The organism is Polaribacter litoreus (genome assembly GCF_054584775.1).
In genome coordinates, this window is the sequence record NZ_JBTLRD010000008.1 from 15,568 (window position 1) to 41,954 (window position 26,387).

The following is a 26,387-nucleotide window of genomic DNA, read 5'->3' on the forward strand; positions in this document are numbered from 1 at the left end:
ATCTTTCAATTTCATTAAAAATTTATAAACTACGGAATGAAAAAACTCGCTTTACATTGGAAGATTTTAATAGGAATGATTCTTGGAATCATTTTTGGTTTTATAATGAATTCTGTGGATGGAGGTAAAGACTTTGTAACGGATTGGATCAAACCCTTTGGAACCATATTTATTAATCTTTTAAAATTAATTGCAGTTCCTTTAATTTTAGCATCTTTAATAAAAGGGATTTCAGATTTAAAAGATATTTCTAAAATTAAAAAAATGGGGTTACGCACAATGTTAATTTATATGGGTACAACATTAGTAGCCATTATTATTGGTTTAGGAATCGTTAATTTGGTACAACCAGGAACAGGTATGCCTTCAGATACTATAGATAAAATTAAAGCAAAATATGAAACTTCAACTGGTGTTGTAGATAAAATATCAAAAGCTTCAGCCCAAAATGATGCAGGACCTTTACAGGCTTTGGTAGATATTTTTCCAAGCAATATTTTTACAGCGTTAGGAGACGCAAGTATGTTGCAAATCATCTTTTTTGCTTTATTTGTTGGAATTTCATTACTCTTAATACCAGAAAAAAAAGCCAGACCGTTAATGGATTTTTTCGATTCTTTAAACGAGGTGGTAATGAAAATGGTAGATTTAATCATGTTATTTGCACCTTATGCTGTTTTTGCTTTATTAGCAAACGTAATTATTGCTTTTGATGATACAGAAATACTTTTAAAATTATTGGTCTATGCTTTATGTGTAGTTGGTGGTTTATTATTAATGATTGCTTTTTACCTATTGTTGGTAAGCGTTTACACAAAAAAGTCTCCAATTTGGTTTTTACAACAAATTAGTCCGGCTCAACTATTAGCCTTTTCAACAAGTTCAAGTGCTGCTACATTACCTGTAACTATGGAAAGAGTAGAAGAGCATATAGGAGTTGATAAAGAAGTTGCTAGTTTTGTTTTACCAGTAGGTGCCACTATAAATATGGATGGAACCAGCTTGTATCAAGCCATTGCAGCTGTTTTTATTATGCAAGTTATTTGGCCAGAAGGATTAACTTTTTCAAATCAAGTGGTTATTGTAGCCACTGCTTTATTGGCCTCAATTGGTTCTGCAGCTGTACCAAGTGCTGGAATGGTAATGCTGGTAATAGTTTTAGAATCTATTGGTTTTCCTGCAGAATTACTGCCAATTGGTTTGGCTCTAATCTTTGCAGTAGACAGGCCTTTAGATATGTGTAGAACTACCGTAAATGTTACAGGTGATGCTACAGTGTCTATGATGGTTGCAAAGTCATTAGACAAATTACACGATCCAAAACCTAAAAATTGGGACGATAACTACGAAAATGTAAAATAAATAATGTCACTAAAAATTATACATCCAGTAGTGTCTGCAGATTGGTTACATCATCATATAAATGATGAAAACCTAATTATTTTAGATGCAACTTTACCAAAAGTTACTGCTAAAAAGAACAATATTATAGAAGACAAAATGCAGATTAAAAATGCCGTTTTTTTTGATATTAAAAATGTGTTTTCAGATACAAGTGCACCTTTTCCGAATACAGTTTTATCTGCTGAAGAATTTGAAAAAAAAGCACAAGATATAGGAATTCATACTAACAGTTGTATTGTTGTTTATGATGATTTAGGTGTTTATTCATCACCAAGAGTTTGGTGGTTATTTCAGTTGATGGGTTTTACTAATATTGCAGTTTTAGATGGTGGTCTGCCTGAATGGAAATCAAAAGGATATCCAATTGAAAAACCAATGGAAAGTGAAATTGTAAAAGGTAATTTTAAAGTGAATTATCAAGCTGAAAAAATAAAATATACAAATGATGTTTTATCTGCTATCGAAAATAATAACACTATAATTGCAGATGCACGATCTAAAGGTCGGTTTTATGCTACAGCTCCAGAACCAAGAGCAGATATAAAAGGTGGTCATATTCCGAATTCCGTAAGTTTAGCTTTTTCTAATGTTCTTGTTGATGGAAAATTAAAATCGACAGAAGAATTAGAAAGTATTTTTAATGCGATTAACCCAAAAAATAAAGATTTTATTTTTTCTTGTGGAACAGGTATTACAGCCTCTATTCTAGCTTTAGCAGCAGAAATAGCCGGTTTTAAAAATAATGCGGTTTACGATGGTTCTTGGACAGAATGGGGTGCTACAAAAGGTTTACCAATAGAAAAATAATATAAAGATAATGAATTGGACAAAAAAAGAGTTTGAAGCGTATGTGTTATTGTACGCTGCACATTGTAACTACTTTGAATCTGAAGAAGAGGAAGCGTATATTTTATCAAGAGTAAATCAAAAAACGTATTATAAAATTCACAATGAGGTTGTTGTAGATTCAGACGAGCATAATTTGAATAAAATTCAGCAATATTTATCAGAAAATAAATTTACACAAGCTGAAAAAGACGATTTAATAAAAGATATTAAAAATGTTTTTTTTGCTGATGGCTCTGTTGATGTTATCGAAAAAAAGGTGTTTAGTATTCTTAAAAAAATTATTGATTAATATTCAAAAAAAAACTCGCAACAGTAACGTTGCGAGTTTTCTAATATATTAGACTAAAGAATCACTAAAATTCTTAATTTATACTAAAAATTGTTTAAGCTTAAAATTGCTCTCTTCCTGAGAAGTGAAAATTTCCTTCAATAGCAGCATTTTCATCAGAATCAGAACCATGAACAGCATTTTCTCCCATAGAAGTAGCGTATAATTTTCTAATGGTTCCTTCAGCAGCATCAGCAGGATTTGTAGCACCAATTAAGGTTCTAAAATCGCTTACTGCATTATCTTTTTCTAAAATTGCAGCTACAATTGGCCCACGAGTCATAAAAGTAACCAATTCTCCAAAAAATGGGCGCTCTTTATGTACAGCATAAAAAGTTTCTGCGTCAGCTTTTGTCATTTGTGTTTTCTTTAACGCTACAATTCTAAAACCTGCAGCATTAATTTTTTCTAATATAGCCCCAGTATGACCGTTTTCAACTGCATCTGGTTTAATCATTGTAAATGTTCTGTTTGTTGCCATTTTCTTAATTTTTGGCAAAAATACAGTTTTTAATGTTAATAGCAAGTTAATCGTACATTTGTGTTAACTTTTGTTGTAAAATATTGTCTTTTCCGCGCATTTCCATGGTAATGGTTTGATTTTTAAAATTGAATTTTAGCAATCCGAAGCTAATTTCAGAAATCACATTTTTAATTCTATATGTATTTGGCTCTCCAGAATAACTTGTGTAAGAATGTGTCAATCCACTTGAAGTAAAATCTATAAGAGGATAAGAAAGGCCGTTTACCATTGTTTTAGAAAATTCAGAAATATGTCGATCACCAGAAAGCAGTAATACATTTTTTGCTTTAGATGTTGTAAGTATTTTTTTTAGTTTTTCAACTTCATGAGGGAAATTGCCCCAAGTTTCAAAACCGTGTTCTGACGACAAAACTTGAATACTACTTACAATAATATTAAAATCTGCTGTTGTAGTAGATAACTCATTCTGTAACCAATTCCATTGAGTTTCACCTAAAATAGTACCTTTTTTAGAAGTATTTGGAGTATATCTTTTTTTATCATCTTTTAAAGCTTTGGTGATGCTTGTTCTAAAATATCTTGTGTCTAAAACTATTACTTTAATTGATCCTTTATTGGTTTTAAAAATTTGAGAATGGTATATTCCTTCTTGTTTTCTTCTACTACTATTGGCACTAACTCCTATAAAATCTAAAAATAATTGTTGAGCTTCTTTTTTTTTCTCATATTCAGCGCCACTATCATTTACGCCATAATCATGATCATCCCAAGTGGCAAGAATCGGCATTTTTTTTAACAAGCTTTTATATCCTTTTTGATTCATTTGTGTTCTATAATGTTGTTTCAATTCATCCATATCATAGGTGTCTGCATAAATATTATCACCACCCCAAATCCAAAGATTAGGTTTGTTTTTAATTACTTCTTTCCATAAAATATTGGTTTTATATTGTTTGTTACAAGATCCAAAGGCAATTGTAAAGTCTGTTTTGTTAGTGTTTATTTTTTGGGAAGTTGTTTTTTGGGTGTTGCAAGAAACTAAAGCCAAAAAAGAGAGGCTAGCTAAGAATATTTTTATCATTTTTAACAGTATTTATTGTCAAAAGTAAGAGAAAATAAATTTTAAACAATGTTATTAAATTGTATATTCGCACACTATGATTTTAAAAGGATTAGAGGACTTAAAAGTGTTTTTAACAACACCAAGAAAAATAGTAATTGTTGGGCATAGAAACCCAGATGGAGATGCTGTTGGTGCTACATTAGCTTTAAAACATTATTTAGATAAAAAAGGGCATACTTGTAAGGTTGTTATGCCAAATGATTATCCTGATTTTTTACATTGGTTACCAGGATCAAATACAACTTGTAGATTCGATTGGCAAAACAAACAATCGCAAAAAGCAATTCATAATTCTGATATTATTTTTCTATTAGATTTTAATACCTTGCACAGAGTTGGCACTGATATGCAAAAAACATTAGAAAAATATCCAAATGATTTTGCTATGATAGACCATCATCAACAACCAGATGATGTAAAATACATGTATTCAGATACCGATATTTGTTCTACATGCCAAATGGTGTATCAATTTATAGAAATGAATAATGATTTACAATTAATTGATGCAGATATTGCAACCTGTTTATACACAGGAATAATGACAGATACGGGTTCTTTTAGATTTAGATCTACAACAAGTAAAACGCATAGAATTATTGCCGATTTAATTGATAAAGGAGCAAAAAATGATATCATTCATAATAATGTATATGATGCAAATTCGTATAATAGATTGTTATTATTAGGGCAAGCATTAAGTAATTTGCAAATTTTACCATCTTACAAAACGGCATATATTACTCTAACAGATGATGAAAAAAAACGATTCGATTTTCAAAAAGGAGACACAGAAGGTGTTGTAAATTACGCTTTATCTTTAAAAGGTATTATTTTTGCAGCCATTTTTATTGAAGATAAAGAGCAAGAAATTATAAAAATTTCTTTTAGATCTAAAGGAAAATTTTCTGTAAACCAGTTTGCAAGAAATCATTTTGATGGCGGAGGACACGATAACGCAGCAGGAGGAAGGTCTGATTTATCAATGCCAAAAACAGTAACCAAATTCACAAGTTTGTTAAACCAATATCAACAAGAATTAGAAACCTCTTATGAAATATAGTTTTTTAGTTTTATGGATGTTTATAGGATACTCTTGTACTAAAATACAACCAAGAAAACCTGTCAACCCCAAACCTTCTACTACTTTGTATTTTGAAGCGATGCAGCAAAACAAAAGATTGAATAAAATAGAAGATGACAAAATTTTGGCATTAATAGAAAAAGATTCAACAAATAGGTATATACAATCATCAAGTGGTTTTTGGTACACTTATATTAACAAAATAGAAGAAGATTTACCAACACCAAAAAAAGGAGATGAAGTAGTTTTAGAATATGAAATTACCGATTTAAATGATTCAATTATTTATAGTAAAGAAGCTTTAGGAATTAAAAATTACATAGTAGATAAAGAAGATTTTATTTCTGGATTACAAAAAGGAATAAAGTTGATGAAAATAGGAGAAACCATTACATTTGTGCTACCATCTTACAGTGCTTATGGTATTGCAGGTGATAATAATAAAATTGGACTCAACCAATCAATTAAAAGTACAGTAACATTAATAAATATAAATAAATAGAAAAATGAGGGTATTAAAAAGTTTAGCAATTATTGCAGTTTTAACAATAATGGTTTCTTGTGGAAATCAAAAACCAGATGTAAGTTCTTTAGAAACTGAAATAGATTCAGCTAGTTATGCTTTGGGTATGGATATGGCTATAAAAGTAAAAGCCAACTTTAATGAAGCAGACACCGATTTATTTTTACAAGGATATAGAAACGGAATGGACTCTACCAACTTGTTAATAGAGCAAAAAGAGTTAAATAATTTCCTAAGAGCATTTTTTCAAAAGCAACAAGCAGAAAAAATGAAAGAAGCTCAAGAAAAAGCAGCTAAAGAAGCAGAAGAAAAATACGGGCACGTTAAAAAAGCTGGTGAAGAATTCTTAGCCTTAAATAAAGTAAAAGAAAATGTACAAAGTACAGAAAGTGGGTTGCAATATATTGTTTTAAAGGAAGGTAAAGGAGAAAATGTACAACCAACCGATAAAGTAAAAATACATTATCATGGAACTACTATCGATGGTAAAGTTTTTGATAGTACAGTAGATAGAAATCAACCTTACGAATCTGCAGCAAATATTTTTGTACCAGGTTTTAATGAGGCATTGGCTTTAATGAAAAAAGGATCTAAATACAAAGTATTTATTCCTCAAGAATTGGCTTATGGAGCACAACAAAGAGGTCAATTAATTCTGCCTTTTTCTGCTTTAATTTTCGAAATAGAAATTTTAGATATTACCAAATCATAAATGAAGAAAGCTTTATACATTTTTATTTTTTCTTTAATTCTTGTAGGTTGCACATCTGCTAAATATAAAGATTTGAGCGATGGTTTGTATGCAGAAATACAAACCAATAAAGGTGATATTTTAGTGGAATTATACGCTGATGCAGCACCAATGACTGTCGCAAATTTTGTGTCTTTAGCAGACGGTACCAATACCAAAGTACCAGACTCTATTAGAACCAATAAATTTTATGATGGAATTCGTTTTCATAGGGTTGTGAATAATTTTGTAATTCAAGCAGGTGATCCTACAGAAACAGGCAGAGGAACGCCTGGTTATCGATTTGGCGATGAATTTACCAGAGATAAAAATGGTAACTTATTGTACAAACATGATGATGCAGGTATTTTATCAATGGCAAATGGAGGACCAGAATCAAATGGAAGTCAGTTTTTTATTACGTACAGACCAATACCCAATTTAGATGGTAAACATACCGTTTTTGGAAAAACGGTACTAAACTCTAAACAATTAGAAAGTTTAAAAATGAATATCAAAGATTCTGTAGCTCTTGCCAAAGCAATTGATTCTACAAGAATGGCAGTTGTAAATAGTATTGCGCAGTTTGATACCATAAAAACGATTAAAATTATAAGATTAGGTAATGCCGCAAAATCATTTAAAGCAGACGAAATTTTTAACGATGAGCTGATAAAATATGCTGCTAGCAAAGAAGACAGAAAAAAAGAGGAAGCTAAAGCAGAAGCCTTAAGATATGAAAAATATTTAATGGATAAAGCTGATTTTTTAGCGAAAATGGATGAAGAAAAAGCTTTAAAAACAGACAAAGGCTTAAGTATTTTAATGTTAAAAAGCAACCCTTCTGGTAAAAAAGTAGTAAGTAATAAACCTATAAAAGCCCATTTTACTTTATATATTGCAGATGGTAAAAAAATTCAATCTACTGAAGAAACAGGACAACCTTTTGTGTTTCAATTAGATGATGAACAAAGACCAATGATTACCGGTTTTAAAGAAGGAGTTAAAGACATGAGAGTTGGCGAAAAAGCAAGATTATTTATTCCTTATCATATTGGTTTTGGACCAGATAAATACGGACCTTTTCCTGCAAAGTCTGATTTAGTTTTTGAAGTAGAAATTTTAGAAATAGGAAAATAATTTGTTCGAATCTATCATACAAAAAGACAAAGAACTATTAGTTTTTTTAAATAATTTAGGAAGCGAACAATGGGACCCATTTTGGTTGGCAATTACCAATCAATTGCATTGGGCCCCGTTGTTTGTTTTAATCTTTTATTTAATTATAAAATCTTTTGGTTGGAAAAGAGGGGGTTTTATGATTTTGGCCATGATTTTACTTGTTGCTTTTTCAGACCAATTTGTTAACATAATTAAAGATTACACTGCACGATTGCGCCCAAATAACGATCCGCAAATTAAAGATTCTCTGAGAACTTTAATTAGGCCACAGAGTTATAGTTTTATCTCAGGTCATGCAACAACATCTACTTTTTTTTCAGTATTTGTGGTTTTATTGTTAAGAAAAAAGTACAAACGTATTTACTTAATCTTACTTTTTCCTTTACTATTTGCCTATAGTAGATTGTATTTAGGGGTTCATTTTCCTATTGATATTTTATTAGGAATTTTAACAGGAGTAGTGCTAGCAAATATTTATTATTTTTTCTTTAAAAAATTAGACCAAAAATTATTTGCCTGATTTTTTATTGTTAAAATACAAATACTTTGTAGCATGATAGTAAGCATTTAAAAGACTATCCATCTGAAAAGTTTTATACGGATATTTTTCTTTTATATTTACCAACTTTTCACTTTTTAAATTGAACAAACCTTTAGTTTTAGAAATGTTTGTTTTATAGTAATACAAGCTATCTTGAAGAATTCCAACTGTTGGTTCTCCTTTCATTCTTAAATACACAAAAGAAGAAGGGTTTTTATAAGAAACGGTATCTAAAAGATTTCTACCTAAAGTATAATTTGTATGGTTTATTTTTAAAATACTCATTACTGTAGGAAAAAGATCTACTAATTTCGCATTTTTAGTATATACCTTTGGCTCTACAAATTTTGGTGCGTGAATAAAAAGCAAAGCATGTTGCAAGTTGATATTTAAATCATGCTCGTTTGTGTATTGTTTATTTCTGTTCATCATAGTATTATGATCTCCAAAAAACACAAAAACAGTATCATCATAATAACCAGAAGTTTTAGCTCTTTCTAAAAAACGACCAATATTAAAATCTAAATAACGTAACGCATTTAATTGAGCAACAGATTTAAATCCAGATTTTTTCAATAAATTACTAGAAATTTCATCATCTGTAAGTGGAGTAAAACTTTCTTTTTGATCAGGAACTGTAAAAGGAATATGATTAGAAGCTGTTTGTATATAGGCAACAAAAGGTTTTTTTTGTTGGTGTAATTTTCTAAGTTCCTTATCAGATTCTTTAAACAAATCGTAGTCATCAATTCCCCAAACATCTGCTCTGTTTTCTGTGCTGTAACTACCTTCTTCAAAAATTTTAAGCCCTTTTATATTTGCTTGAAAAACGCCTCTAATATTAGCCCAATTTGCACTTCCTCCTAAAAAATACAATTTTTCATATCCTTTAAATTGATCAAATAAAATACGTTGGTCTATAATTAAAGGGTTTCTAGAAGCAGTTTTTACATCATTAATATCTGGTAAACCAGTAACACTTGCAAACACGCTAGCGGCTGTGCCAGATCTATGCACATAAAATTTGTTAAAACTTAAACTTTTCGGAATTAAAGAATCAATTTTTGGCGATGAATTAATGGGGTTTCCGTAGTAACTTAATGGTTTTACACCCACAGATTCTAACATTACAAAAACAACATTGGGTTTCGTTTGTAAAGTATCTTTAAAAATAACTTTACGTGTAAAGGAAACACTATCTTTTTTTAAATTTAAATCTTTGGCAATAACAGGATAATATTTTTTAAACTCCTCCATATTTACACCTTCGCTTCTAAATTTAAAGCTATCAAAAAAATACAACACAGGGTTCAAGGCAAACTGATTCACCTTACTGTTTTTAGAGAAAAAAGCTTCACTCCAACGTAATGGATAATGAGTAAAACTGTTATAAATACTAAAAGCTAACACTAAAAATGTAGCTATAAAATAAACAGTTTTTATTTTTTTATTCAGGTTAATTTGATTGTTGTTGTATTTTTGATATAGGTATTTAGAGGTTTTATAGATTAACAAACCCAAAATCAATAGTCCCAAAAGCCCTTTAAAAACAGGGTAACTTTCTAACAGTACTTGTGATGAAATTTGTAAATCTTCAAGAAAACGTAAAGAGGCTGCATCTAATCTAACAGACAAATAATCATAATAGCCAAAATCGGTTAGATAAAAGAGTGCAAGAATTGTATAAACGAGTACAAGATAAATGTTGGCTAGTTTTTTGTAAAATGCACACTTAAAAAAGCGGTTGTTTACAATTAAAATTAAAATAGCCAAAGGAAATATAGCAATTGAAGCAAGTTTAATGTCAAAGCGTATGCCCAACAAAAATGCAGTTTGTTTTTGAAAAATACTTGCAGTTTCTAATTCTGCAAAAAAATAATAAAAAATAATTCTAAAAATAACGCTGAATACGAGCAACAACAAAAAATTACTGAAAATATACTTGATGTAATTAGGAATTTTTCTCAACATTGGTTTTAATTTAAAGCAAAGGTATTTATTATCGTTGAAAAGAATTAAAACGGATTCATTTATTTTATTTCAGATATTCTAATAGTAATGAATTTTGTAAAATCAACTTTTAGAGTAAATTTTATTAACCAAATTAGTCTTCATTTAGTAACGAATCCACAAAATGTTCAAAATCATCTGTAAATTCAGTATATTTTTCTCCTGTTGCTGGTCCATTAAAACCAGTATGAATTTTACGTACTTTTTTGTTTTTATCTAAAAAAATTGTGGTGGGATAAGAAATTACACGATTTAACATTGGCAATTTTTTAGCCGCTAGATTTTTATTTGCCTCATTACCAAACTGAGCTAATAAAATGGGGTATTCAATACCAACTCTTTCTTTAAAACGATTAATTCTTTGATAAGCAGTAGATCTCGTTTTTGCAACCTCAAATGCTAAAGCAATAATTTGTAAGTTATTATTCGGATTTTCTTTAAAATAATTAACCAAATATTTACTTTCGTCCAAACAATTTGGGCACCAAGTTCCCATAATTTGAATGATAATCACCTTGTCTTTAAACTCAGTATCACTTAAAGAAATCACCCTTCCTCTAGTATCCGGAAAAGAGAAATCAAAATATTCATATCCTTCTTTAATAAAGGTTAAATCGTCTTCTTTTGGCAATTTGTAGTCGTTATTTAGTTTTGCAGTAAAGGGCTCTTTCCAGTGATTATCAGAATAGAAGAATCCGTTTAAGGTAGAATCCGAAGCTTTTGCAGTAAATAAAAAAGCATGGGCACCATCAAAAGTAGATATTTTTAAAGAGTCTCCATCCATAATCCCTTCTAGATATCTATAATCTCCTGTAGTGGTTCTAAAGGTGCCTGTTACTTTATTTTCTTTTTGATTAAAAATACCTTTTGCTATATAGCTATCAGTCTCCGAATTTGCACTAAAAACGGTTTCCCAATTTCCTGTTATATTCACATTTGCATTTTCATTAGACAAAAAACGAACACTATTTTTTGTAGCTTTAAAAGGTACAACTCTATCTAAACTAGGTTTAATAAAACTACCTAGCAAGCCACTTTTGTTAATTTTTGCAACAAGATAACCTTCAAAAGCAGGCAGTTTAATGGTAACAGAATCATTTTTATACGTTATTTCGTCAACTATAATTTGTTCATCAGCATTAAAAATTGTGATCAAAGAATCATTTTCTACTTTAAAAATAAAAGGTAATTCTTGCTGGTCTTGTACTTTTAAAATTGCTCTATAGGTTCCTTTATCCAGGGTTTTTATAGATTTATTTTTACAAGAAAACAAAAGTAATACACTGAATATCAGTATTAAAAATCTCATCGTTTTAATTATTAATCAGGTGCAAATTTACAATAATTTGCTTATTTTTTTTGCAATTAATTTCTACGAAATAAGTATATCGTAATCTTTAAAAATGGTTAAATTTGTATCCTCAAATTGATTAGAAAAAAATATGAAAATATCATACAATTGGTTAAAACAATTTTTGCAAGTAGATTGGGAAGTAACTAAAACTGGTGAGTTATTAACAGATTTAGGTTTAGAAGTTGAAGGAATTGAAACCAAAGAATCGATAAAAGGAAGTTTAAAAGGAGTAGTTACAGGTAAAGTGTTAACTTGTGTGCAACATACAAATGCAGACAGACTAAAGGTAACTACTGTAGATTTAGGTGATGGAGAGCCTGTACAAATTGTATGTGGAGCACCAAATGTTGCAGCAGGCCAAAAGGTGTTAGTAGCTACAGTTGGTACAACTTTATATGATGATAAAGGTGAAGGCTTTAGAATTAAAAAAGGAAAAATAAGAGGCGAAGAAAGTTTTGGAATGATTTGTGCCGAAGACGAACTAGGTTTAGGGAACAGCCATGATGGAATTTTAGTTTTAGACGATAAAATAGAACCAGGTACTCCAGCAGCCGAAGTTTTTGAGATAGAAACTGATTTTGTATTCGAAATTGGTTTAACACCCAACAGATCTGATGCTATGAGCCATTATGGAGTGGCTAGAGATTTAAGAGCAGGACTAATTCAAAAAGATTTAAAATTAGAATTGATATCACCTTCTGTTAGCGATTTTCATGTAGATGAAAGAACCTTACGTTTTGATGTTGAAGTAGAAGACAAGGATTTAGTGCCTCGTTATTGTGGAATTACTATCACAGATATCGAAGTAAAAGAATCTCCTGAGTGGATTAAAAACCGTTTGAAAGTTATTGGAATTACGCCTAAAAATAATATTGTAGATATTACCAATTACGTGCTCCATGAACTTGGGCAACCTTTACATGCTTTTGATGCTCAAAAAATAAAAGGAAATAAAATTATAGTAAAAACTTTAGAAGAAGGTACTAAATTTACCACCTTAGATGAAGTAGAAAGATCTTTATCTGCAGATGATATTATAATTTGTGATGCCGATGAAAATCCACTTTGTATTGGTGGAGTGTTTGGCGGATTAAAATCTGGTGTTACCGAAAATACAACCTCAATCTTTTTAGAAAGTGCTTATTTTAACCCTGTATCTGTTAGAAAAACAGCAAAAAGACATGGCTTAAATACAGATGCTTCTTTTCGTTTTGAAAGAGGTATAGACATCAATTGTACCAAATACGCATTAAAAAGAGCAGCGTTATTAATTGAAGAGTATGCTGGAGGAAAAATGGCATCAGATATTTCGGATTTTTACCCAATTAAAATGGAGGATTTTCAAGTATTTTTGTCTTATGAAAATGCATATCGATTAATTGGTCAAGAGATTCCGAAAGAAAAAATTAAAAATATTTTAGCTTCTTTAGAAATTAAAATTAATAGCGAAACTGCTGGAGGCTTAGGTTTAACCATACCTTCTTACAGAACAGATGTGCAAAGAGAAGCAGATATAATTGAAGAAATTTTACGTGTATATGGTTACAATAATATCGAGTTTTCTAATAAATTAAATTCGTCAATAACATTTGATGAAAATAAACAAACCAAAATAGAAAACGTTGTTGCCAATCAATTAAGTGCTTTAGGTTTTAATGAAACCATGGCAAATTCATTAACAAAACCAGAATATAATACGTTTTCAGACCATATTAATGATGATGACAAAGTAGAAATGTTAAACCCATTAAGCAATGATTTGGCAGTAATGCGTCAATCGATGTTATTTAGTGGTTTAGAATCTGTTGCCTATAATATCAATAGAAAAAATAACGCGTTAAAGTTTTATGAGTTTGGTAAAACCTATCATAAATACAATGGCAAGTATCAAGAAGATAAGCATTTAACCTTATTTGTAACAGGTAGTAGAACTAAAGATTCTTGGAAAACAAACCCTACAAATTCTGATTTCTTTTACCTAAAAGGTGTATTAATTTCAGTTTTAGAACGATTAGGAATTCAAAAATTAAAAGCATCACCTGTTAAAAATGATGTATTTTCAGAAGGAATTACTTTAGGTTTAGGAAAAATAAAGTTAGTAGAATTCGGTGTTGTAAAACGTACTTTATTAAAAGAATTCGGAATTAAACAAGAGGTATTATTTGCTGATATCAATTGGGATACTGTACAGAAATTCTCAGGCAAAAAAAATGTTAAAGTTTCTAATTTAGCAAAATTTCCTTCGGTTAAAAGAGATTTGGCATTATTATTAAATACATCAATAGCATTTAAGGAAGTTTATAATTTAGCATTTCAATCTGAACGAAAGTTGTTAAAGGAAGTTGATTTATTTGATGTTTATGAAGGCGATAATTTACCCGAAGGTAAAAAATCGTATGCAGTAAGTTTTGTTTTACAAGACGAAACCAAAACTTTAGAAGACAAACAAATTGATAAAATTATGCAGAAATTACAGCAAAGTTTTGAGAAAAATTTAGAAGCTGTTTTACGATAAACAAAAGCTCCTTTTTGGAGCTTTTTTTAGGTTGTTATTCCTGCGAAAGCAGGAATCTATTAAAATTAAAATAAAATCATAACTAAGTAAAACTGAATAATTTGAATATTATATTGTCATTTCGAGTGGAGTAAAACGAAACCGAGAAATCTAAAAAATACAGTTATATAGATTTCTCCACAAGGTGGAAATGACAAAAGAATCTTATTTTTTAGTGAATAGCAACACACAAAATGTATAAACTAATAATTAGACCGATCTTCTTTCTTTTCGATCCAGAAAAAATACACTATTTTACCTTTTCTTTAATTCGAGTTTTATGTAAAATTCCTTTTGTTTCTGGTATTTTTAGAAGTATTTATCAAGTTAATAATAAAAAGTTAGAACGTAATTTATTTGGCTTAACGTTTAAAAATCCTGTTGGTTTGGCTGCTGGTTTTGATAAAAATGCGGTACTATATAATGAGTTAGCTAACTTCGGATTTGGTTTTATAGAAATAGGTACAGTAACCCCAAAAGGGCAAGCAGGTAATCCTAAAAAAAGATTATTTCGTTTAAAAGATGATCAAGGTATCATCAATAGAATGGGTTTTAATAACGAAGGTTTATCAACTGCAATAGAAAAGTTAAAAAACAACAAAGGCAGAGTAATTATTGGTGGTAATATTGGGAAAAACACACAAACTTTACCAGAAAATTATACAGCAGATTATTTAGAATGCTTTAAAGGTTTGCATCCTTATGTAGATTATTTTGTATTAAACGTGAGTTGTCCAAATGTTGGCAGTCATGCTAAATTAAATGATAAAGAATATTTGGTTGAGTTAATTACAGCATGTCAAAAATTAAACCTTCAAAAAGAACAACAAAAACCAATTCTTTTAAAAATTGCGCCAGATTTAAATAATACTCAGTTAGATGAAATTATAGAATTGGTTGCTGAAACAAAAATTGACGGGGTAATTGCTTCTAATACGTCTACTTCAAGAAATAATCTAAAAGCTACTCCAGAACGTTTGCAAGAAATTGGTAATGGAGGTGTAAGCGGACAGCCGATTAAAAATCAAAGTACCAAAGTAATTGAATATTTAGCTAAAAAATCGAATAAAGCTTTTCCAATTATAGGAGTGGGAGGTATTCATTCAGCGGAAGATGCTTTAGAGAAATTAGAAGCAGGTGCAGATTTGGTTCAAATATATACAGGCTTTATCTACGAAGGGCCAAGTTTGGTAAAAAAAATAAATAAGGCAATTTTAAAAAACACTTGATTTTTATTCTCCTTAAACTTTTTAACGCTCAAAATAAAAAATCCACTTAAAAAGTGGATTCATTGAATTCGAAATTAAGAAACAAATTAATGCTATACAACATCAACTTGGTTTATTGTTGTTTGGTTGTCGGCTAAACCACAAGATTGAGATGTACTTCTACAAGATGAAAAACAAATAATTCCTAAAATACAAACTGCAATAAATACTGCTTTTTTCATTGGTTACTTTTTTATGAGCTAAAAATACATATTTTTTATGAAATCACCCGAATTTTTCTTCTTTTCAATAACGTTAAAGCGTACCATTTTATTTTGAATACGTGTAATTAAATTTTTAGTAATTGGTTTTCCAGCATTCCAATCTGTAATTTTTAACCACTCTTGAATATCTTCTAATTTTTGTTCGTATCTTTTTGCTAGAATTTCATCAATAGTAGGATTTTTTTTAAAGTCTTTGGTTTGATTATTAATAATTTCCAAAACTTTTTTTACTTCATCAAAATTATTTTCTAAAACTTCATTTCTTACAGCAATAACAAAACATGGCCAAGGCGTAGGGCAATCGCCAATTCTTCTAAAAGTACCATTGTCTACTAAAGGCTTGGTAGTAAAATGTTCCCACATAAAATAATCAGCCTCTTCATGAGTAAGCGCATCAATACCACCTTTAAGGTTTTTTATCACCTTAAATTTTAGATTATTGATATCCCAACCTTGATTGTAAGCATTTACAATGGCCATTAAATGCGATCCAGAACCAAATCTACTGATGGCAATTGTTGCATTTTTAAGGTCTTCAATTTTTTTAAATGATGATTTAGCGCCAACATGAATGCCCCAAATTAAAGGTGTTTTTACAAAGGTTTGTACAATTTTAGAAGGGTTTCCTGCTCCTATATCTTTAATGATTCCTTCTGTAAGTACAATAGCAATATCTACAGAACCATCTCTTAAAGCCTTGCACATTTGGCCTGTACCTCCAGGATAATCTTGCCAGCGTAAATTAATATTGTGTTTGTTGTATTCTTTGTTTTTTAGAGTGATGTACCATGGATAATTGAAATGTTCTGGGACTCCACCAACTTTTAAGTTTGTCATTATTCTACCAATTTCTGCAATGTATATTCAATTAAGTTAGCAATAACTTTCTTTGGGTTTTCACTAAATGTTCCATTCGCTCTATTTGCAATTATAGCGTTTATAGAACACGCATGATGCCCCATTAATTTGGATAAACCATAAATTGCTGAAGTTTCCATTTCTAAATTTGTAATTCGATGTTTTTTATATCTAAAACTATCAATTTTATGGTTTAAGTTATTGTCTTGAATGGCTAATCTTAAAATTCGGCCTTGTGGTCCATAAAAACCACCCGCAGTTGCAGTAATTCCAGTGTATGTTTTATGTGAAGATAGTTTATCTTCTAAATGTTTGCTATTGTCAATAATAAGAGGTTTAGCTTTGTTAGAACTCCAATTAGTATGTGTTAGAAAGGCATTTTCAATATCAGTATTTCTAATATTTTCAATTTGATAGTAGTGTAACATTCCATTTAAATCTAAACCATGGGAACTCACTACAAAAGAATCTACAGGAATATCTTTTTGTAAAGACCCAGAAGTTCCAATTCTAACAATATTTAAAGAGGTTAACTCTTTTTTTACGCTTCTAGAATCTAAATCAATATTAACCAAAGCATCTAATTCATTGAGTACAATATCTATGTTATCTGGACCAATTCCTGTAGAAATTACAGAAATTCTTTTTCCTTTAAAAGTACCAGTTGTAGTTTTAAATTCTCTTTTTTGCGTAGAAAACTCAATAGAATCAAAATGTTGTGTTACTTTATTAACCCTATCTTGATCGCCTACAAATATTATGGTAGGCGCAATATGTTTAGGTTTTAGATTTAGATGATATATACTACCATCAGGATTTAAAATAAGTTCAGAATTTTGAATAGGCATTTATGAGGTTATTTGAAACAACTTCTCAGATTGATTATGGTATAAAAAGCTGTATTTTTTTGAGCCACCAAGATAAGAAATATCATTTCTTATTTGGCCATAAAAATTCACTTGATTAAGCAAAACATCTTTTCCTTTTTTAGTTAATTTAACTGGGTTAAAAGAATAAAATAATTTTCTTAATTCGTTAATTTTATTTTCGTATTGCAAATCACCATAACCATAAACATTTTCATCTTTTAATAATTGGCCAATTAATTGATTTTTAGATTTTAGATTTTGTTTATAAACCGTCTTTAAAATTCTATTTTCTACATTATTTAAACCATTTTCTATAGACGGATAGCGTTTTAAGTGCGCCTCTATAGCAGAGGCTAAATATTTAAATGGTGAATTGGTATTAAATTTATGTACGGTTTCTAGTCGAAGTGGAGAATCTGAACAATACAGTTGCCAAATATAGTCGGCATATTCAATATCATCTTGAGTAAGTTCTATTCTATTTTTAAAGTGACTTTGAATTTGTTTTTCGTTTAATTCAGGTAAGGCAAACATTGTTTTAGAGTTGCCAACTTTACCACTACAAACCAAGGAAATGTGGTATCCTTTTCTGTAACGTTTTAGCCAACTTAGTACACCAATCATATTAATTTGACAAAACAAATCGTACTCAAACCATAAAACTATTTCTTTTTGACTCTTTTTATTGCAAAGATTTCTATATTCTTTTAAAGTATAGTCAATAAACTTTTGTTTACTTACTTTATACGATGTTTTAAAAAAATCAAATCTGTTTTTCCAAAATGCTTCGCTACCTACGTCTGTTGTTGTTTTGCCTTCGCAAAGCATTTCTCGCCAAGTAATAAATTCTCCAGAAAATTTTAATTTTTTCAGATAGTTTGTTGTGCTATCACCATTGGTAATGTGTAAAATTGATGCCCCCATAATTTAATTTTACAATTCGTTTTAGTTGTTAATGTTAGTTGATTTTTGTGTTTAAAGCGCTAGCCCCCAACACGTTTTACCTTAAATCCTTTTTCTTTTAGCATCGTCATTATTTTATCTCTAAAATCACCTTGAATAATGATTTTATCATCTTTAAAACTACCACCAACAGAAAGTTTAGTTTTAATTTCTTTGGCTAATATTTTAAAATCTGATGTAGCACCTGTATAACCTTCTAATATGGTTATTGGTTTACCTTTTCTTTTTTCGTATTTGCAAAGTATAGGATCTTCTTGTAACCAAATATTAGATTTTTCTTTAACTGGTTCTTGAGTTTCCTTATGATCTGGAAATAAGTTTTTAAGTTGATCTTTTAAATCCATTTTTCAGTATTCAGTATTCAGTATTCAGTATTCAGTAAGCATTTGACTGCAAACTGCTACTGTTTAACTGCATACTATTTTTTAAGCCCTAATTCTTTTAAACGTTCTTCTAAAAATTCTCCTGCTGTAATGTTATCAAATTGTTTTGGATTATTTTCGTCGATACAATTCTCTAAAACATCTAATTTCATATCAGAAACAGGGTGCATAAAAAACGGAATTGAATATCGAGAAGTACCCCACATTTCTTTTGGTGGATTGGTTACTCTGTGTATTGTTGATTTTAATTTATTATTACTATGCCTAGATAACATATCACCAACATTAATCATCAATTCATCTGGCTTTGCCATAGCGTCAATCCATTCTCCTTTATGGTTTTGAACTTGTAAACCTTTTCCTTGAGCACCCATTAATAAGGTGATCAAATTAATATCTCCATGTGCTGCTGCTCTTTCGGCTCCTTTTGGTTCAGTTTTTATAGGTGGATAATGAATAGGGCGTAAAATACTATTCCCATTTTTGATGTAATTATCAAAATACGTTTCTTCTAAGCCTAGGTGTAAAGCTAGAGAACGCAATACATACTTTGCAGTTTTTTCTAACATTTGGTATGTTTTTTTACCAACTTCGTTGAAGTTTGGTAATTCTTCTACAATTACATTTTCAGGATACTCATTTGCATATTTAGAGTCTTTATCTACATATTGCCCAAAGTGCCAAAACTCTTTTAAATCGCCTTCTTTTTTACCTTTTGCAGATTCTTTGCCAAACGATACATAACCTCTTTGGCCTCCAATACCTGGTATTTCATATTTTTCTTTTATTTCTGTTGGTAAATCAAAAAAATTCTTGATTTCTTTATATAAATTATCAACTAAAGTATCATCTAAAAAATGACCTTTTAGAGCTACAAAACCAATATTTTCATAAGCGTGACCAATATCATTAATGAATTTTTGTTTTCTTATTTTATCATTTGATAAAAAATCAGCTAAATTTACACTAGGTATGTTATTCATTTTCAGTTTATTTAACTAAACGAGCGTTTAAAGTTACAAAAAAAAGGTTTCGGAAATTCGTAAAAATCAAAGCCTTACATTTAGATATTTGTTTTATTTTGAGGGTAAAAGTACTAAATTCTCAGTAATTTTATTTTTTAGAAAACGGAATTAAGTAAGAAATTGTATAATTAAACCCAAAACCAGTACTACTATCAAAGATTCTATTAAAACCAGGAGCATACAAGGTTTTAAAATTATCAGGTTCTTTTATACTTATTGCAATTTTATAGCTAAGGCTTGCACTTACAAAAACATTTTGAAATGTTTCTACCTTAAACCCTAGCATAAATTCAGACCAATGTGTATTTAAATTTGAAGTTGTATTTGATGTAACTAATTCTCCAGGAAAATAAGGCGCACCATTACTTTCGCCATTAACAACATTTGCTGTATAGTTATTTAGGGTTTGGTCGAAAATACTTAATCCATATCTAAAACCAGCTAATATTTCGTTATTCATATCTAACCAATTTTCATACAAGTTATAATTTACTCCTAACCTAATATAAGTTCCATTAACAGTAGAATTTGTAAAATCTTCTTGTGTAGTTACATCTTCATAACCCAATTCTGCGGCTATGAAAAGACGCTTTTTAATTCTGTAGTCGGCTACAATTTCAAATCCGTTATTGTAATTACCGTCAACAGAGGCCAAAATCGGTTTACTAATATCAATTCCTAGACGAATTCCATAAGGTGATTTATACACAACAGAATCATTTAAAATGGCTAAACTATCTTTAGGTTGTTCTTGAGAAAATGCATCAACAACAATAAATAACAGTAAAAAATTAATGAAATACTTGAACATGTGCTGCATTTTGATTATCTAATGTTGTTTCTATTGTAGTAAAATCGGTAATCCAATTATTTGACAGAGAGAATGATACATCATTAAAGCTAATTTTAAAACCACATGAGCGAGAAATATATTTATTTTCTGCCATATAATTTATAGTCAATTGTTCGATAACTCCATTTTTTGAAAAATTATAAATGGTCTGATTGCTGTTGCTATTTAATGGCAGTACTAAAGAATCTGTAGCAATGTTTATAAAAAGGCTGTCCTTTCCTTCTGCCCAAACATAAAGTGATTCAGCTTCTTTTGTTGTTGTTTTATTATCAGCATCATAAAATCGGAGAATTAATTTTGATGTTACTGGGTTTTGCGTGCAAAAATCGTCTTTTTCACAGGCAGTGATTATAGTTATAAATAAGAAAAGAAGACCAACTATTTTTTTCATAGTATTATTCTTCAACTTCAACGATAGTGATGATTAGGTGAGCTAATTTAAAATCTAACTCTGTTACACCACCAGCATCGTGAGTAGTTAATGATATATCTAAAGTATTATAGACATTTGTCCATTCTGGGTGATGATTTAAAGCTTCACATTCAAATGCAATTCTGTTCATGGCAGACATACAATCTTTAAAGTTATCAAATTCAAAATCGGTATGTAATGCGTTATCATAGAAATCCCAGTCTGTTAAGTTTTCTAATCTTTTTTCAATTTCAAAGTTTGTTAATTTTTTCATTTTGGGAGAATTTTTATTTATAAAATGATTATAGTATTAAAACATTGACGCTTTGATACAGGAAAAATATTTCATGGGCTAAAATAAAACCAATTTTTTTAAATAACGTTCTAATCTTTTAAATAATATTTTTCATATTGTAAACATGATAAATAAATAGAAAGCAAACACAGGTAATTTTCCATTTACTAATAAAAAAACACTCTTAATTAATAATTTAAAAGTAAATTATTTTGTTTTTTTGTAGTATTAAATAAATACTGCACTATGAAAATGAACCTTACTCTATGCTTTCTTTTTATTATGTCTTTTGTAAAAGCACAAGACATAGTTTTGTCTTTTGAGGCAAAAGATGAAAATGTAAATACCATTGCTTTAGATAGTATTTCAATAAACAATGTAACTACAGGAAATTCTTTTGTAGTAAAAGATGATTTTATTGTAAATCTCTCTACAAGAGTATTGTCTACAGATACTTTTTTACAAACCTCAAAAGAAGGTATTCAAAATGTTTTTCCAAATCCAACAAGAGGAAATACAAGTATTCAGTTTTTCTCAAATCAAACCCAACAACACAAGATTTCTGTTTTTGATGTAACAGGAAGACAAATAGCTTTACTAAATAGAGAATTTGGACAGGGTTTACATACAATAACTTTTGCGCCAAGTAGTATAGGCGTTTTTATTGTAAAACTACAACAGGGAAATCGTAATTATCAAACCAAAGTATTGGTTACTCAGGCTAAAGCCTCAAAAGCTAGTCTTGAAGCAATCTCAGCTTCGAAAAAAGCATTACAAGCAAAATCAGCTTTAGGTACACCATTTTTTAATGCAGGAGATGAATTGGAATACACTGCCCATTACAAGGGTTCAAAACACAAACAAACAGACGTTCCAACCAATAGTAAAACCTACACCTTTGCTGTAAATTCAGCTTTTTATTTTGCAGAAAATGGAGTTACTATAAAAGCGTATGATGATGTTGCTGTAGGTACCAAAGCCATTTTTAATGGAGCTGAATATACTTTAGTCAGTGAAATTGAATTAAGGGTTATGGCTAAAACTTCTAAAAACATATCTAAAGTGGTAACTACTGGAATTACTGATATGTCACGTATTTTTACTTTTCAAAGAACTTTTAATCAAGATATTAGTTCTTGGGATGTAAGCGATGTAACAGATATGAGCCAAATGTTTTGGAGAGCACCTTCTTTTAATCAAGATATAGGTTCTTGGGATGTTAGTAATGTAACAGATATGCATTTTATGTTTAGGGAAGCAAGCTCATTTAATCAAGATATCGGTTCTTGGGATGTAAGTAGTGTGACGCGTATTTTTGGCATGTTTAATGAAGCAACATCATTCAATCAGGATATTGGTTCTTGGAATGTAAGTAATATAACTTCAATGGGTTCTATGTTTAGGGGAGCAGCGTCATTTAATCAAGATCTCAATAATTGGGATGTTAGTAATGTAATTCATATGAGCCGAATGTTTAATGGAGCAAAAGAATTCAATCAACCTTTACATTCTTGGAATGTAAGTAAAGTAGAAGATATGAGTTTTATGTTCAGTGGAGCAACATTATTTAACCAAAATATAGATGCTTGGAATGTTAGTAATGTAATCGACATGGAAAATTTGTTCTTTGGAGCAAAAGAATTCAATCAACCTTTACATTCGTGGAATGTAAGCAAAGTAGAAGATATGAATTTTATGTTCAGTGGAGCAACATTATTTAATCAAAATTTAGATGCTTGGGATGTTAGTAACGTAACTATAATGGAATCTATGTTTTCTAAAACAGATTCTTTTAATCAAGATATTGGTTCTTGGGATGTAGGTAATGTAAAAATTATGGACAGGATGTTTTCAGAAGCAACCTCATTTAATCAAGACATTGGTTCTTGGAATGTAAGTAACGTAACTTCGATGGTAAGTATATTTTTAAGAGCGTCCTCATTTAATCAAGATATTAGTTCTTGGAATGTAAGTAACGTAATTTCGATGGGAGGTATGTTTTCAGAAGCAAGCTCATTTAATCAAGATATTGGTTCTTGGGATGTAAGTAAAGTAACAAATATGAATTTTATGTTTTCTGGTGCTGAATCTTTTAACCAGAATATTAACTCTTGGAATGTTAGCAATGTAAAATATATGATTGCTATGTTTCTAGGCGCATCATCATTTAATCAGCTTATTAATTCATGGGATTTAAATAATGTAATTACTGTACGAGAGATGTTTAAAGATGCGTCAACTTTTAATCAAGATATTAGCAGTTGGAATGTTAGTAACATAGAAAATATGAACGAAATGTTTGCTGGTGCAATAGCATTCAATCAAAATATTACTGCATGGGATGTTTCCAATGTTACTGTTATGGAAGGTATGTTTGAAGGCGCAGCTACATTTAACCAAAATATTAGCACATGGAATGTTTCCAATGTTGCTAAAATGTCTAGAATGTTTAGTGGAGCAAAAGCATTCAATCAAGATATTAGCAATTGGAGTATTTGCGGAGTTTTTGAATATGAAAGTTTTTCTTCAAACACCTCTTCTAACTGGAGCCGTTCTAAAAAACCTTTTTTTATAGAAAAAGATTGTTTTAAAGAGAATGCTTTCTACATTGATAAAAATGGAGTTACTATAAAAGCAAAAGAAAATATAACTGTAGGAACAATAAGTGTTTTAAACGGAATAGAGTATACTTTGGTTGGTGAGCTAGCTTTAAGAGAAATGGTAAGAACAAAGAAAGATGTTTCAAAAGTAGTAACCACAGGAATAACTGACATGTCTAATTTATTCAATCAAAGAGATTTTAACAAAGACATAGGCTCTTGGGATGTTTCTAGTGTTGTTAATATGGAGCAAATGTTCTTTGCTACAAGAGATTTTAATCAACCTTTAATTTTTTGGAATGTTAGCAATGTCACAAATATGGAAGCTATGTTTTATGGTGCAGAATTTTTCAACCAAAATCTTGATTCTTGGGATGTTAGTAATGTAACCACAATGGAGTTTATGTTTAATTCTACATTGGTTTTTAATAAAGATATTAGTTCTTGGAATGTGAGTAATGTGAAAAATATGAGAAGAATGTTTGGAGATGCAAAGTCCTTTAATCAAGATATTAGCTCTTGGAACGTTTGCAATGTGGAAGAATACTTTGATTTTTCAGAAGATACTTTGCCAGAATGGTCAGATGAACACAAACCCAACCTTGGAGACCCTGAAAAATGCTCGGGAAATTAAAATATAAGAAGAGGCTATCGCAAAAGTGTTATTCTGAGTGAAATGAAGAATCTCAAAATAGTTAAAATATTGATTGTAAATTAAAAGATATTTTTCGACTGCGCTCAAAATGACAAGTTAATCACTTTTCAGAGAGCCTCTTTTATCTCTCAAACAAAACAACAGTTTCAATATGTGATGTATGTGGAAATTGATCTACCAAACTCAATTTTTTAATTTGATATCCAGCTTGTCTTAATAGTTCTGTATCTCTAGCTTGTGTAGCAGGGTTACAAGAAACATAAACCATTCTATCTGCATTTAAGTTGATGATTTTCTGTAGGGTTTTAGGCACAATTCCAGCTCTTGCAGGGTCAAGAATAATGGTTTTTATTTTATTTTGATATTCAGGATGTTGTTGCAAAAATTTCCCTACATCAGCGGCATAAAATTTTACACCACTAATCTTGTTTCTTTTAGCATTTTCTTTGGCATCTTCTATAGCAGATGCCACAATATCTACACCCACAATTTTTGCATTTTCACTTTTTGATGCTACAATTTGCCCAATAGTTCCAGTACCACAAAATAAATCCATCACCACAGTATTGTCTACTTTGGTTTTATCCTCTAAAACATATTCTACAACTTTTGAATATAATTTTTCTGCGGATTTAGGATTGGTCTGAAAAAAGCTTTTCATACTAATTTCGAAATTCAAACCCAGTAGTTCCTCAACAATTTTGTCTTTTCCGTAAATTAGGCTGATACTTCCTGAAGTTGCAATGGTTCTATCACCAATTTCGTCATTTATTGTGTGTAATAAACCTGCGACTCTATTGCCAAAAAGTTCTACAAGAAATTTTGCAAATTTTTGGAGGTCGAACTTCGACAAATCATAAGAAGTGGTTACCAAATTGAATAAGAGTTCATCAGTTTTATACGATTTACGCACTACAAAATATCTGAAAAATCCTTCTTTACGAGGTCCATGCCAAGGATCTAAACCAGTTTCTTGGCAGTATTTTCTGATGTTTATTAAATTGTCTTCCAGCTGTTTGTCAAACAATCCAGAATCTTTGTCCAGATTATCTCCCATCCACCAAACTCCACGTCTTTTAAAACCTAAAGTAAATTCGTCTTTATCGCGTTTTGCAATTCTGTCATAACCAATGGCTGAAAAACCATATTCCATTTTATTTCTGTAATGAAAAACGTTAGGAGAGGAGATAAATTCATCAAATAAATCATCAATATTCTCAACTTTCCCAATTCTTTTAAAAAGAGATAACGTACTTTCTTTTTTATATTGATGTTGCAGTTCAATAGGCAATTGAATGTAAGGTGCACCAGGAATATCTTGAAATGGAACTTCAACTTCATCAGGTGAAGGTTGTAAAACATCCATTAATTTTGCTTCAGCGTATTTTTTACTTGTCTTTTTAATTTGTGCTTTTACCAATTGCCCTGGTAAAGTATTGGGCACAAAAACCACAAAACTACCTTCATCTGAATGAATCCTAGCAATTCCTTTTCCGCCAAAAGCGTAATCTTCAATTTTTAATTCTAAAACTTGATTTCTTTTTACAAATTTATTGCGTTCTCTACGTGGCATTTTTGTGTTTTTATGGGTTTGCAAAATTATGAAAACTTATTGATAGAAATTAGAAAAGACTTTACAGGTTTTTAAAACCTATGAAGTCTAAAAAAAGCGATACAATTGCTATGATAACTTCAATTTAGGCATAGCAATATGCGTTAGGGATTGAAGTGGCATCCCCTGAACTTGTTTCAGGGATATAACGTAAAGCCCGACCTTTAGGGAACGCCCAAATAAAACTCCACATAAATTGGAGTT

Annotated in this window: 25 protein-coding genes; 11 read left to right on the forward strand and 14 right to left on the reverse strand. The window is 30.1% G+C overall.

The features are described 5' to 3' along the window. Window positions 1-36 precede the first annotated feature (36 nt). From ACW9UN_RS08470 to ACW9UN_RS08480, 3 genes are read left to right on the forward strand one after another with little or no spacing between them, the layout of a single operon-like run. Window positions 37-1,362: a dicarboxylate/amino acid:cation symporter gene (locus ACW9UN_RS08470; RefSeq protein ID WP_459485752.1), complete on the forward strand. Its 1,326-nt coding sequence runs from the start codon at window positions 37-39 to the stop codon at window positions 1,360-1,362. A 3-nt stretch (window positions 1,363-1,365) separates the two neighbouring features. After that, window positions 1,366-2,211: a sulfurtransferase gene (locus ACW9UN_RS08475; RefSeq protein ID WP_459485754.1), complete on the forward strand. Its 846-nt coding sequence runs from the start codon at window positions 1,366-1,368 to the stop codon at window positions 2,209-2,211. Window positions 2,212-2,221: 10 nt separating this feature from the next. Then, the gene (locus ACW9UN_RS08480; RefSeq protein WP_459485757.1) at window positions 2,222-2,542 is read left to right on the forward strand and encodes a hypothetical protein; all 321 of its coding nucleotides are present in this window, start codon (window positions 2,222-2,224) and stop codon (window positions 2,540-2,542) included. 100 nt (window positions 2,543-2,642) lie between these two features. Here the strand turns inward: ACW9UN_RS08480 and ACW9UN_RS08485 are convergent, their stop codons facing one another. After that, window positions 2,643-3,062, reverse strand: a complete 420-nt coding sequence (locus tag ACW9UN_RS08485) for a nucleoside-diphosphate kinase (protein ID WP_459485759.1) — start codon at window positions 3,060-3,062, stop codon at window positions 2,643-2,645. A gap of 46 nt (window positions 3,063-3,108) precedes the next feature. Next, window positions 3,109-4,146, reverse strand: coding sequence for an alkaline phosphatase D family protein (locus tag ACW9UN_RS08490; protein ID WP_459485761.1), 1,038 nt, complete (start codon window positions 4,144-4,146; stop codon window positions 3,109-3,111). 76 nt (window positions 4,147-4,222) lie between these two features. Between ACW9UN_RS08490 and ACW9UN_RS08495 the strand changes: the two genes are divergently transcribed. From ACW9UN_RS08495 to ACW9UN_RS08515, 5 genes are read left to right on the forward strand one after another with little or no spacing between them, the layout of a single operon-like run. Continuing rightward, complete coding sequence (locus tag ACW9UN_RS08495; RefSeq protein WP_459485763.1) at window positions 4,223-5,251, forward strand: DHH family phosphoesterase; 1,029 nt, start codon at window positions 4,223-4,225, stop codon at window positions 5,249-5,251. Then, window positions 5,241-5,774, forward strand: coding sequence for a gliding motility-associated peptidyl-prolyl isomerase GldI (gldI, locus tag ACW9UN_RS08500; RefSeq protein WP_439132162.1), 534 nt, complete (start codon window positions 5,241-5,243; stop codon window positions 5,772-5,774). The genes ACW9UN_RS08495 and gldI overlap by 11 nt, the downstream gene beginning before the upstream one ends. Window positions 5,775-5,778: 4 nt before the next feature. Further along, the gene (locus ACW9UN_RS08505) at window positions 5,779-6,507 is read left to right on the forward strand and encodes an FKBP-type peptidyl-prolyl cis-trans isomerase (protein WP_439132163.1); all 729 of its coding nucleotides are present in this window, start codon (window positions 5,779-5,781) and stop codon (window positions 6,505-6,507) included. After that, window positions 6,508-7,665, forward strand: coding sequence for a peptidylprolyl isomerase (locus ACW9UN_RS08510; RefSeq protein WP_459485766.1), 1,158 nt, complete (start codon window positions 6,508-6,510; stop codon window positions 7,663-7,665). It begins immediately after the preceding gene. Window position 7,666: 1 nt separating this feature from the next. After that, on the forward strand, window positions 7,667-8,227 hold the full coding sequence (locus ACW9UN_RS08515) for a phosphatase PAP2 family protein (protein WP_459485770.1): 561 nt from the start codon (window positions 7,667-7,669) through the stop codon (window positions 8,225-8,227). Here ACW9UN_RS08515 and ACW9UN_RS08520 read toward each other — a convergent pair. Together ACW9UN_RS08520 and ACW9UN_RS08525 are read right to left on the reverse strand one after the other, a co-directional pair. Further along, the gene (locus ACW9UN_RS08520; RefSeq protein WP_459485773.1) at window positions 8,216-10,219 is read right to left on the reverse strand and encodes an LTA synthase family protein; all 2,004 of its coding nucleotides are present in this window, start codon (window positions 10,217-10,219) and stop codon (window positions 8,216-8,218) included. The two genes, ACW9UN_RS08515 and ACW9UN_RS08520, sit on opposite strands and share 12 nt — an antisense overlap. 133 nt (window positions 10,220-10,352) lie before the next feature. Then, window positions 10,353-11,567 (reverse strand): TlpA disulfide reductase family protein, encoded by a 1,215-nt coding sequence (locus ACW9UN_RS08525; RefSeq protein WP_459485775.1) that lies wholly within the window; start codon window positions 11,565-11,567, stop codon window positions 10,353-10,355. 133 nt (window positions 11,568-11,700) lie between these two features. Here ACW9UN_RS08525 and pheT point away from each other — a divergent pair, with 133 nt between their 5' ends. Together pheT and ACW9UN_RS08535 are read left to right on the forward strand one after the other, a co-directional pair. After that, window positions 11,701-14,127, forward strand: a complete 2,427-nt coding sequence (gene pheT / locus ACW9UN_RS08530; protein WP_459485778.1) for a phenylalanine--tRNA ligase subunit beta — start codon at window positions 11,701-11,703, stop codon at window positions 14,125-14,127. A 233-nt stretch (window positions 14,128-14,360) separates the two neighbouring features. Beyond that, window positions 14,361-15,395: a quinone-dependent dihydroorotate dehydrogenase gene (locus ACW9UN_RS08535; RefSeq protein ID WP_459485779.1), complete on the forward strand. Its 1,035-nt coding sequence runs from the start codon at window positions 14,361-14,363 to the stop codon at window positions 15,393-15,395. Between the two features lie 92 nt (window positions 15,396-15,487). Here ACW9UN_RS08535 and ACW9UN_RS08540 read toward each other — a convergent pair whose 3' ends face one another. The 9 genes from ACW9UN_RS08540 to ACW9UN_RS08580 all read right to left on the reverse strand — a co-directional run bounded on the left by ACW9UN_RS08540 (window position 15,488) and on the right by ACW9UN_RS08580 (window position 21,295). Beyond that, entirely contained in the window at window positions 15,488-15,616 is a 129-nt protein-coding gene (locus tag ACW9UN_RS08540; protein ID WP_459485781.1) for a hypothetical protein, read from the reverse strand. Window positions 15,617-15,634: 18 nt separating this feature from the next. Beyond that, a complete protein-coding gene (locus ACW9UN_RS08545) occupies window positions 15,635-16,495 on the reverse strand; it encodes a substrate-binding domain-containing protein (RefSeq protein WP_459485783.1) in 861 nt (286 codons plus the stop codon). Next, a complete protein-coding gene (locus ACW9UN_RS08550; protein ID WP_459485785.1) occupies window positions 16,495-17,364 on the reverse strand; it encodes a nucleoside phosphorylase in 870 nt (289 codons plus the stop codon). Before ACW9UN_RS08550 ends, ACW9UN_RS08545 begins: the two co-directional genes overlap by 1 nt. Continuing rightward, on the reverse strand, window positions 17,365-18,309 hold the full coding sequence (locus ACW9UN_RS08555) for a DUF1835 domain-containing protein (protein ID WP_459485787.1): 945 nt from the start codon (window positions 18,307-18,309) through the stop codon (window positions 17,365-17,367). 59 nt (window positions 18,310-18,368) lie between these two features. Beyond that, window positions 18,369-18,692, reverse strand: coding sequence for a translation initiation factor (locus tag ACW9UN_RS08560; protein ID WP_459485789.1), 324 nt, complete (start codon window positions 18,690-18,692; stop codon window positions 18,369-18,371). A gap of 74 nt (window positions 18,693-18,766) precedes the next feature. Then, window positions 18,767-19,714, reverse strand: coding sequence for an isopenicillin N synthase family dioxygenase (locus tag ACW9UN_RS08565; RefSeq protein WP_459485792.1), 948 nt, complete (start codon window positions 19,712-19,714; stop codon window positions 18,767-18,769). Window positions 19,715-19,844: 130 nt separating this feature from the next. After that, window positions 19,845-20,567, reverse strand: a complete 723-nt coding sequence (locus ACW9UN_RS08570) for a DUF6048 family protein (RefSeq protein ID WP_459485794.1) — start codon at window positions 20,565-20,567, stop codon at window positions 19,845-19,847. Beyond that, the gene (locus ACW9UN_RS08575) at window positions 20,548-21,000 is read right to left on the reverse strand and encodes a DUF6452 family protein (protein WP_459485796.1); all 453 of its coding nucleotides are present in this window, start codon (window positions 20,998-21,000) and stop codon (window positions 20,548-20,550) included. The genes ACW9UN_RS08570 and ACW9UN_RS08575 overlap by 20 nt, the downstream gene beginning before the upstream one ends. 4 nt (window positions 21,001-21,004) lie before the next feature. Then, window positions 21,005-21,295, reverse strand: a complete 291-nt coding sequence (locus ACW9UN_RS08580) for a 4a-hydroxytetrahydrobiopterin dehydratase (protein ID WP_459485798.1) — start codon at window positions 21,293-21,295, stop codon at window positions 21,005-21,007. Window positions 21,296-21,568: 273 nt separating this feature from the next. On the opposite strand from ACW9UN_RS08580, the gene ACW9UN_RS08585 reads away from it, so the two are divergent. Next, window positions 21,569-24,550, forward strand: a complete 2,982-nt coding sequence (locus ACW9UN_RS08585) for a BspA family leucine-rich repeat surface protein (protein ID WP_459485799.1) — start codon at window positions 21,569-21,571, stop codon at window positions 24,548-24,550. Window positions 24,551-24,692: 142 nt separating this feature from the next. Here the strand turns inward: ACW9UN_RS08585 and rlmD are convergent, their stop codons facing one another. Continuing rightward, a complete protein-coding gene (gene rlmD / locus ACW9UN_RS08590) occupies window positions 24,693-26,144 on the reverse strand; it encodes a 23S rRNA (uracil(1939)-C(5))-methyltransferase RlmD (RefSeq protein ID WP_459485802.1) in 1,452 nt (483 codons plus the stop codon). Window positions 26,145-26,387 lie beyond the last annotated feature (243 nt).

Excerpts from the sequence above, each read along its gene's own strand:
- ACW9UN_RS08470 (WP_459485752.1), top strand. The coding sequence starts at position 37 with ATGAAAAAACTCGCTTTACATTGGAAGATTTTAATAGGAATGATTCTT.
- ACW9UN_RS08475 (WP_459485754.1), top strand. The coding sequence starts at position 1,366 with ATGTCACTAAAAATTATACATCCAGTAGTGTCTGCAGATTGGTTACAT.
- ACW9UN_RS08480 (WP_459485757.1), top strand. The coding sequence starts at position 2,222 with ATGAATTGGACAAAAAAAGAGTTTGAAGCGTATGTGTTATTGTACGCT.
- ACW9UN_RS08485 (WP_459485759.1), bottom strand. The coding sequence starts at position 3,062 with ATGGCAACAAACAGAACATTTACAATGATTAAACCAGATGCAGTTGAA.
- ACW9UN_RS08490 (WP_459485761.1), bottom strand. The coding sequence starts at position 4,146 with ATGATAAAAATATTCTTAGCTAGCCTCTCTTTTTTGGCTTTAGTTTCT.
- ACW9UN_RS08495 (WP_459485763.1), top strand. The coding sequence starts at position 4,223 with ATGATTTTAAAAGGATTAGAGGACTTAAAAGTGTTTTTAACAACACCA.
- gldI (WP_439132162.1), top strand. The coding sequence starts at position 5,241 with ATGAAATATAGTTTTTTAGTTTTATGGATGTTTATAGGATACTCTTGT.
- ACW9UN_RS08505 (WP_439132163.1), top strand. The coding sequence starts at position 5,779 with ATGAGGGTATTAAAAAGTTTAGCAATTATTGCAGTTTTAACAATAATG.
- ACW9UN_RS08510 (WP_459485766.1), top strand. The coding sequence starts at position 6,508 with ATGAAGAAAGCTTTATACATTTTTATTTTTTCTTTAATTCTTGTAGGT.
- ACW9UN_RS08520 (WP_459485773.1), bottom strand. The coding sequence starts at position 10,219 with ATGTTGAGAAAAATTCCTAATTACATCAAGTATATTTTCAGTAATTTT.
- ACW9UN_RS08525 (WP_459485775.1), bottom strand. The coding sequence starts at position 11,567 with ATGAGATTTTTAATACTGATATTCAGTGTATTACTTTTGTTTTCTTGT.
- pheT (WP_459485778.1), top strand. The coding sequence starts at position 11,701 with ATGAAAATATCATACAATTGGTTAAAACAATTTTTGCAAGTAGATTGG.
- ACW9UN_RS08535 (WP_459485779.1), top strand. The coding sequence starts at position 14,361 with ATGTATAAACTAATAATTAGACCGATCTTCTTTCTTTTCGATCCAGAA.
- ACW9UN_RS08540 (WP_459485781.1), bottom strand. The coding sequence starts at position 15,616 with ATGAAAAAAGCAGTATTTATTGCAGTTTGTATTTTAGGAATTATTTGT.
- ACW9UN_RS08545 (WP_459485783.1), bottom strand. The coding sequence starts at position 16,495 with ATGACAAACTTAAAAGTTGGTGGAGTCCCAGAACATTTCAATTATCCA.
- ACW9UN_RS08550 (WP_459485785.1), bottom strand. The coding sequence starts at position 17,364 with ATGCCTATTCAAAATTCTGAACTTATTTTAAATCCTGATGGTAGTATA.
- ACW9UN_RS08555 (WP_459485787.1), bottom strand. The coding sequence starts at position 18,309 with ATGGGGGCATCAATTTTACACATTACCAATGGTGATAGCACAACAAAC.
- ACW9UN_RS08560 (WP_459485789.1), bottom strand. The coding sequence starts at position 18,692 with ATGGATTTAAAAGATCAACTTAAAAACTTATTTCCAGATCATAAGGAA.
- ACW9UN_RS08565 (WP_459485792.1), bottom strand. The coding sequence starts at position 19,714 with ATGAATAACATACCTAGTGTAAATTTAGCTGATTTTTTATCAAATGAT.
- ACW9UN_RS08570 (WP_459485794.1), bottom strand. The coding sequence starts at position 20,567 with ATGTTCAAGTATTTCATTAATTTTTTACTGTTATTTATTGTTGTTGAT.
- ACW9UN_RS08575 (WP_459485796.1), bottom strand. The coding sequence starts at position 21,000 with ATGAAAAAAATAGTTGGTCTTCTTTTCTTATTTATAACTATAATCACT.
- ACW9UN_RS08580 (WP_459485798.1), bottom strand. The coding sequence starts at position 21,295 with ATGAAAAAATTAACAAACTTTGAAATTGAAAAAAGATTAGAAAACTTA.
- ACW9UN_RS08585 (WP_459485799.1), top strand. The coding sequence starts at position 21,569 with ATGAACCTTACTCTATGCTTTCTTTTTATTATGTCTTTTGTAAAAGCA.
- rlmD (WP_459485802.1), bottom strand. The coding sequence starts at position 26,144 with ATGCCACGTAGAGAACGCAATAAATTTGTAAAAAGAAATCAAGTTTTA.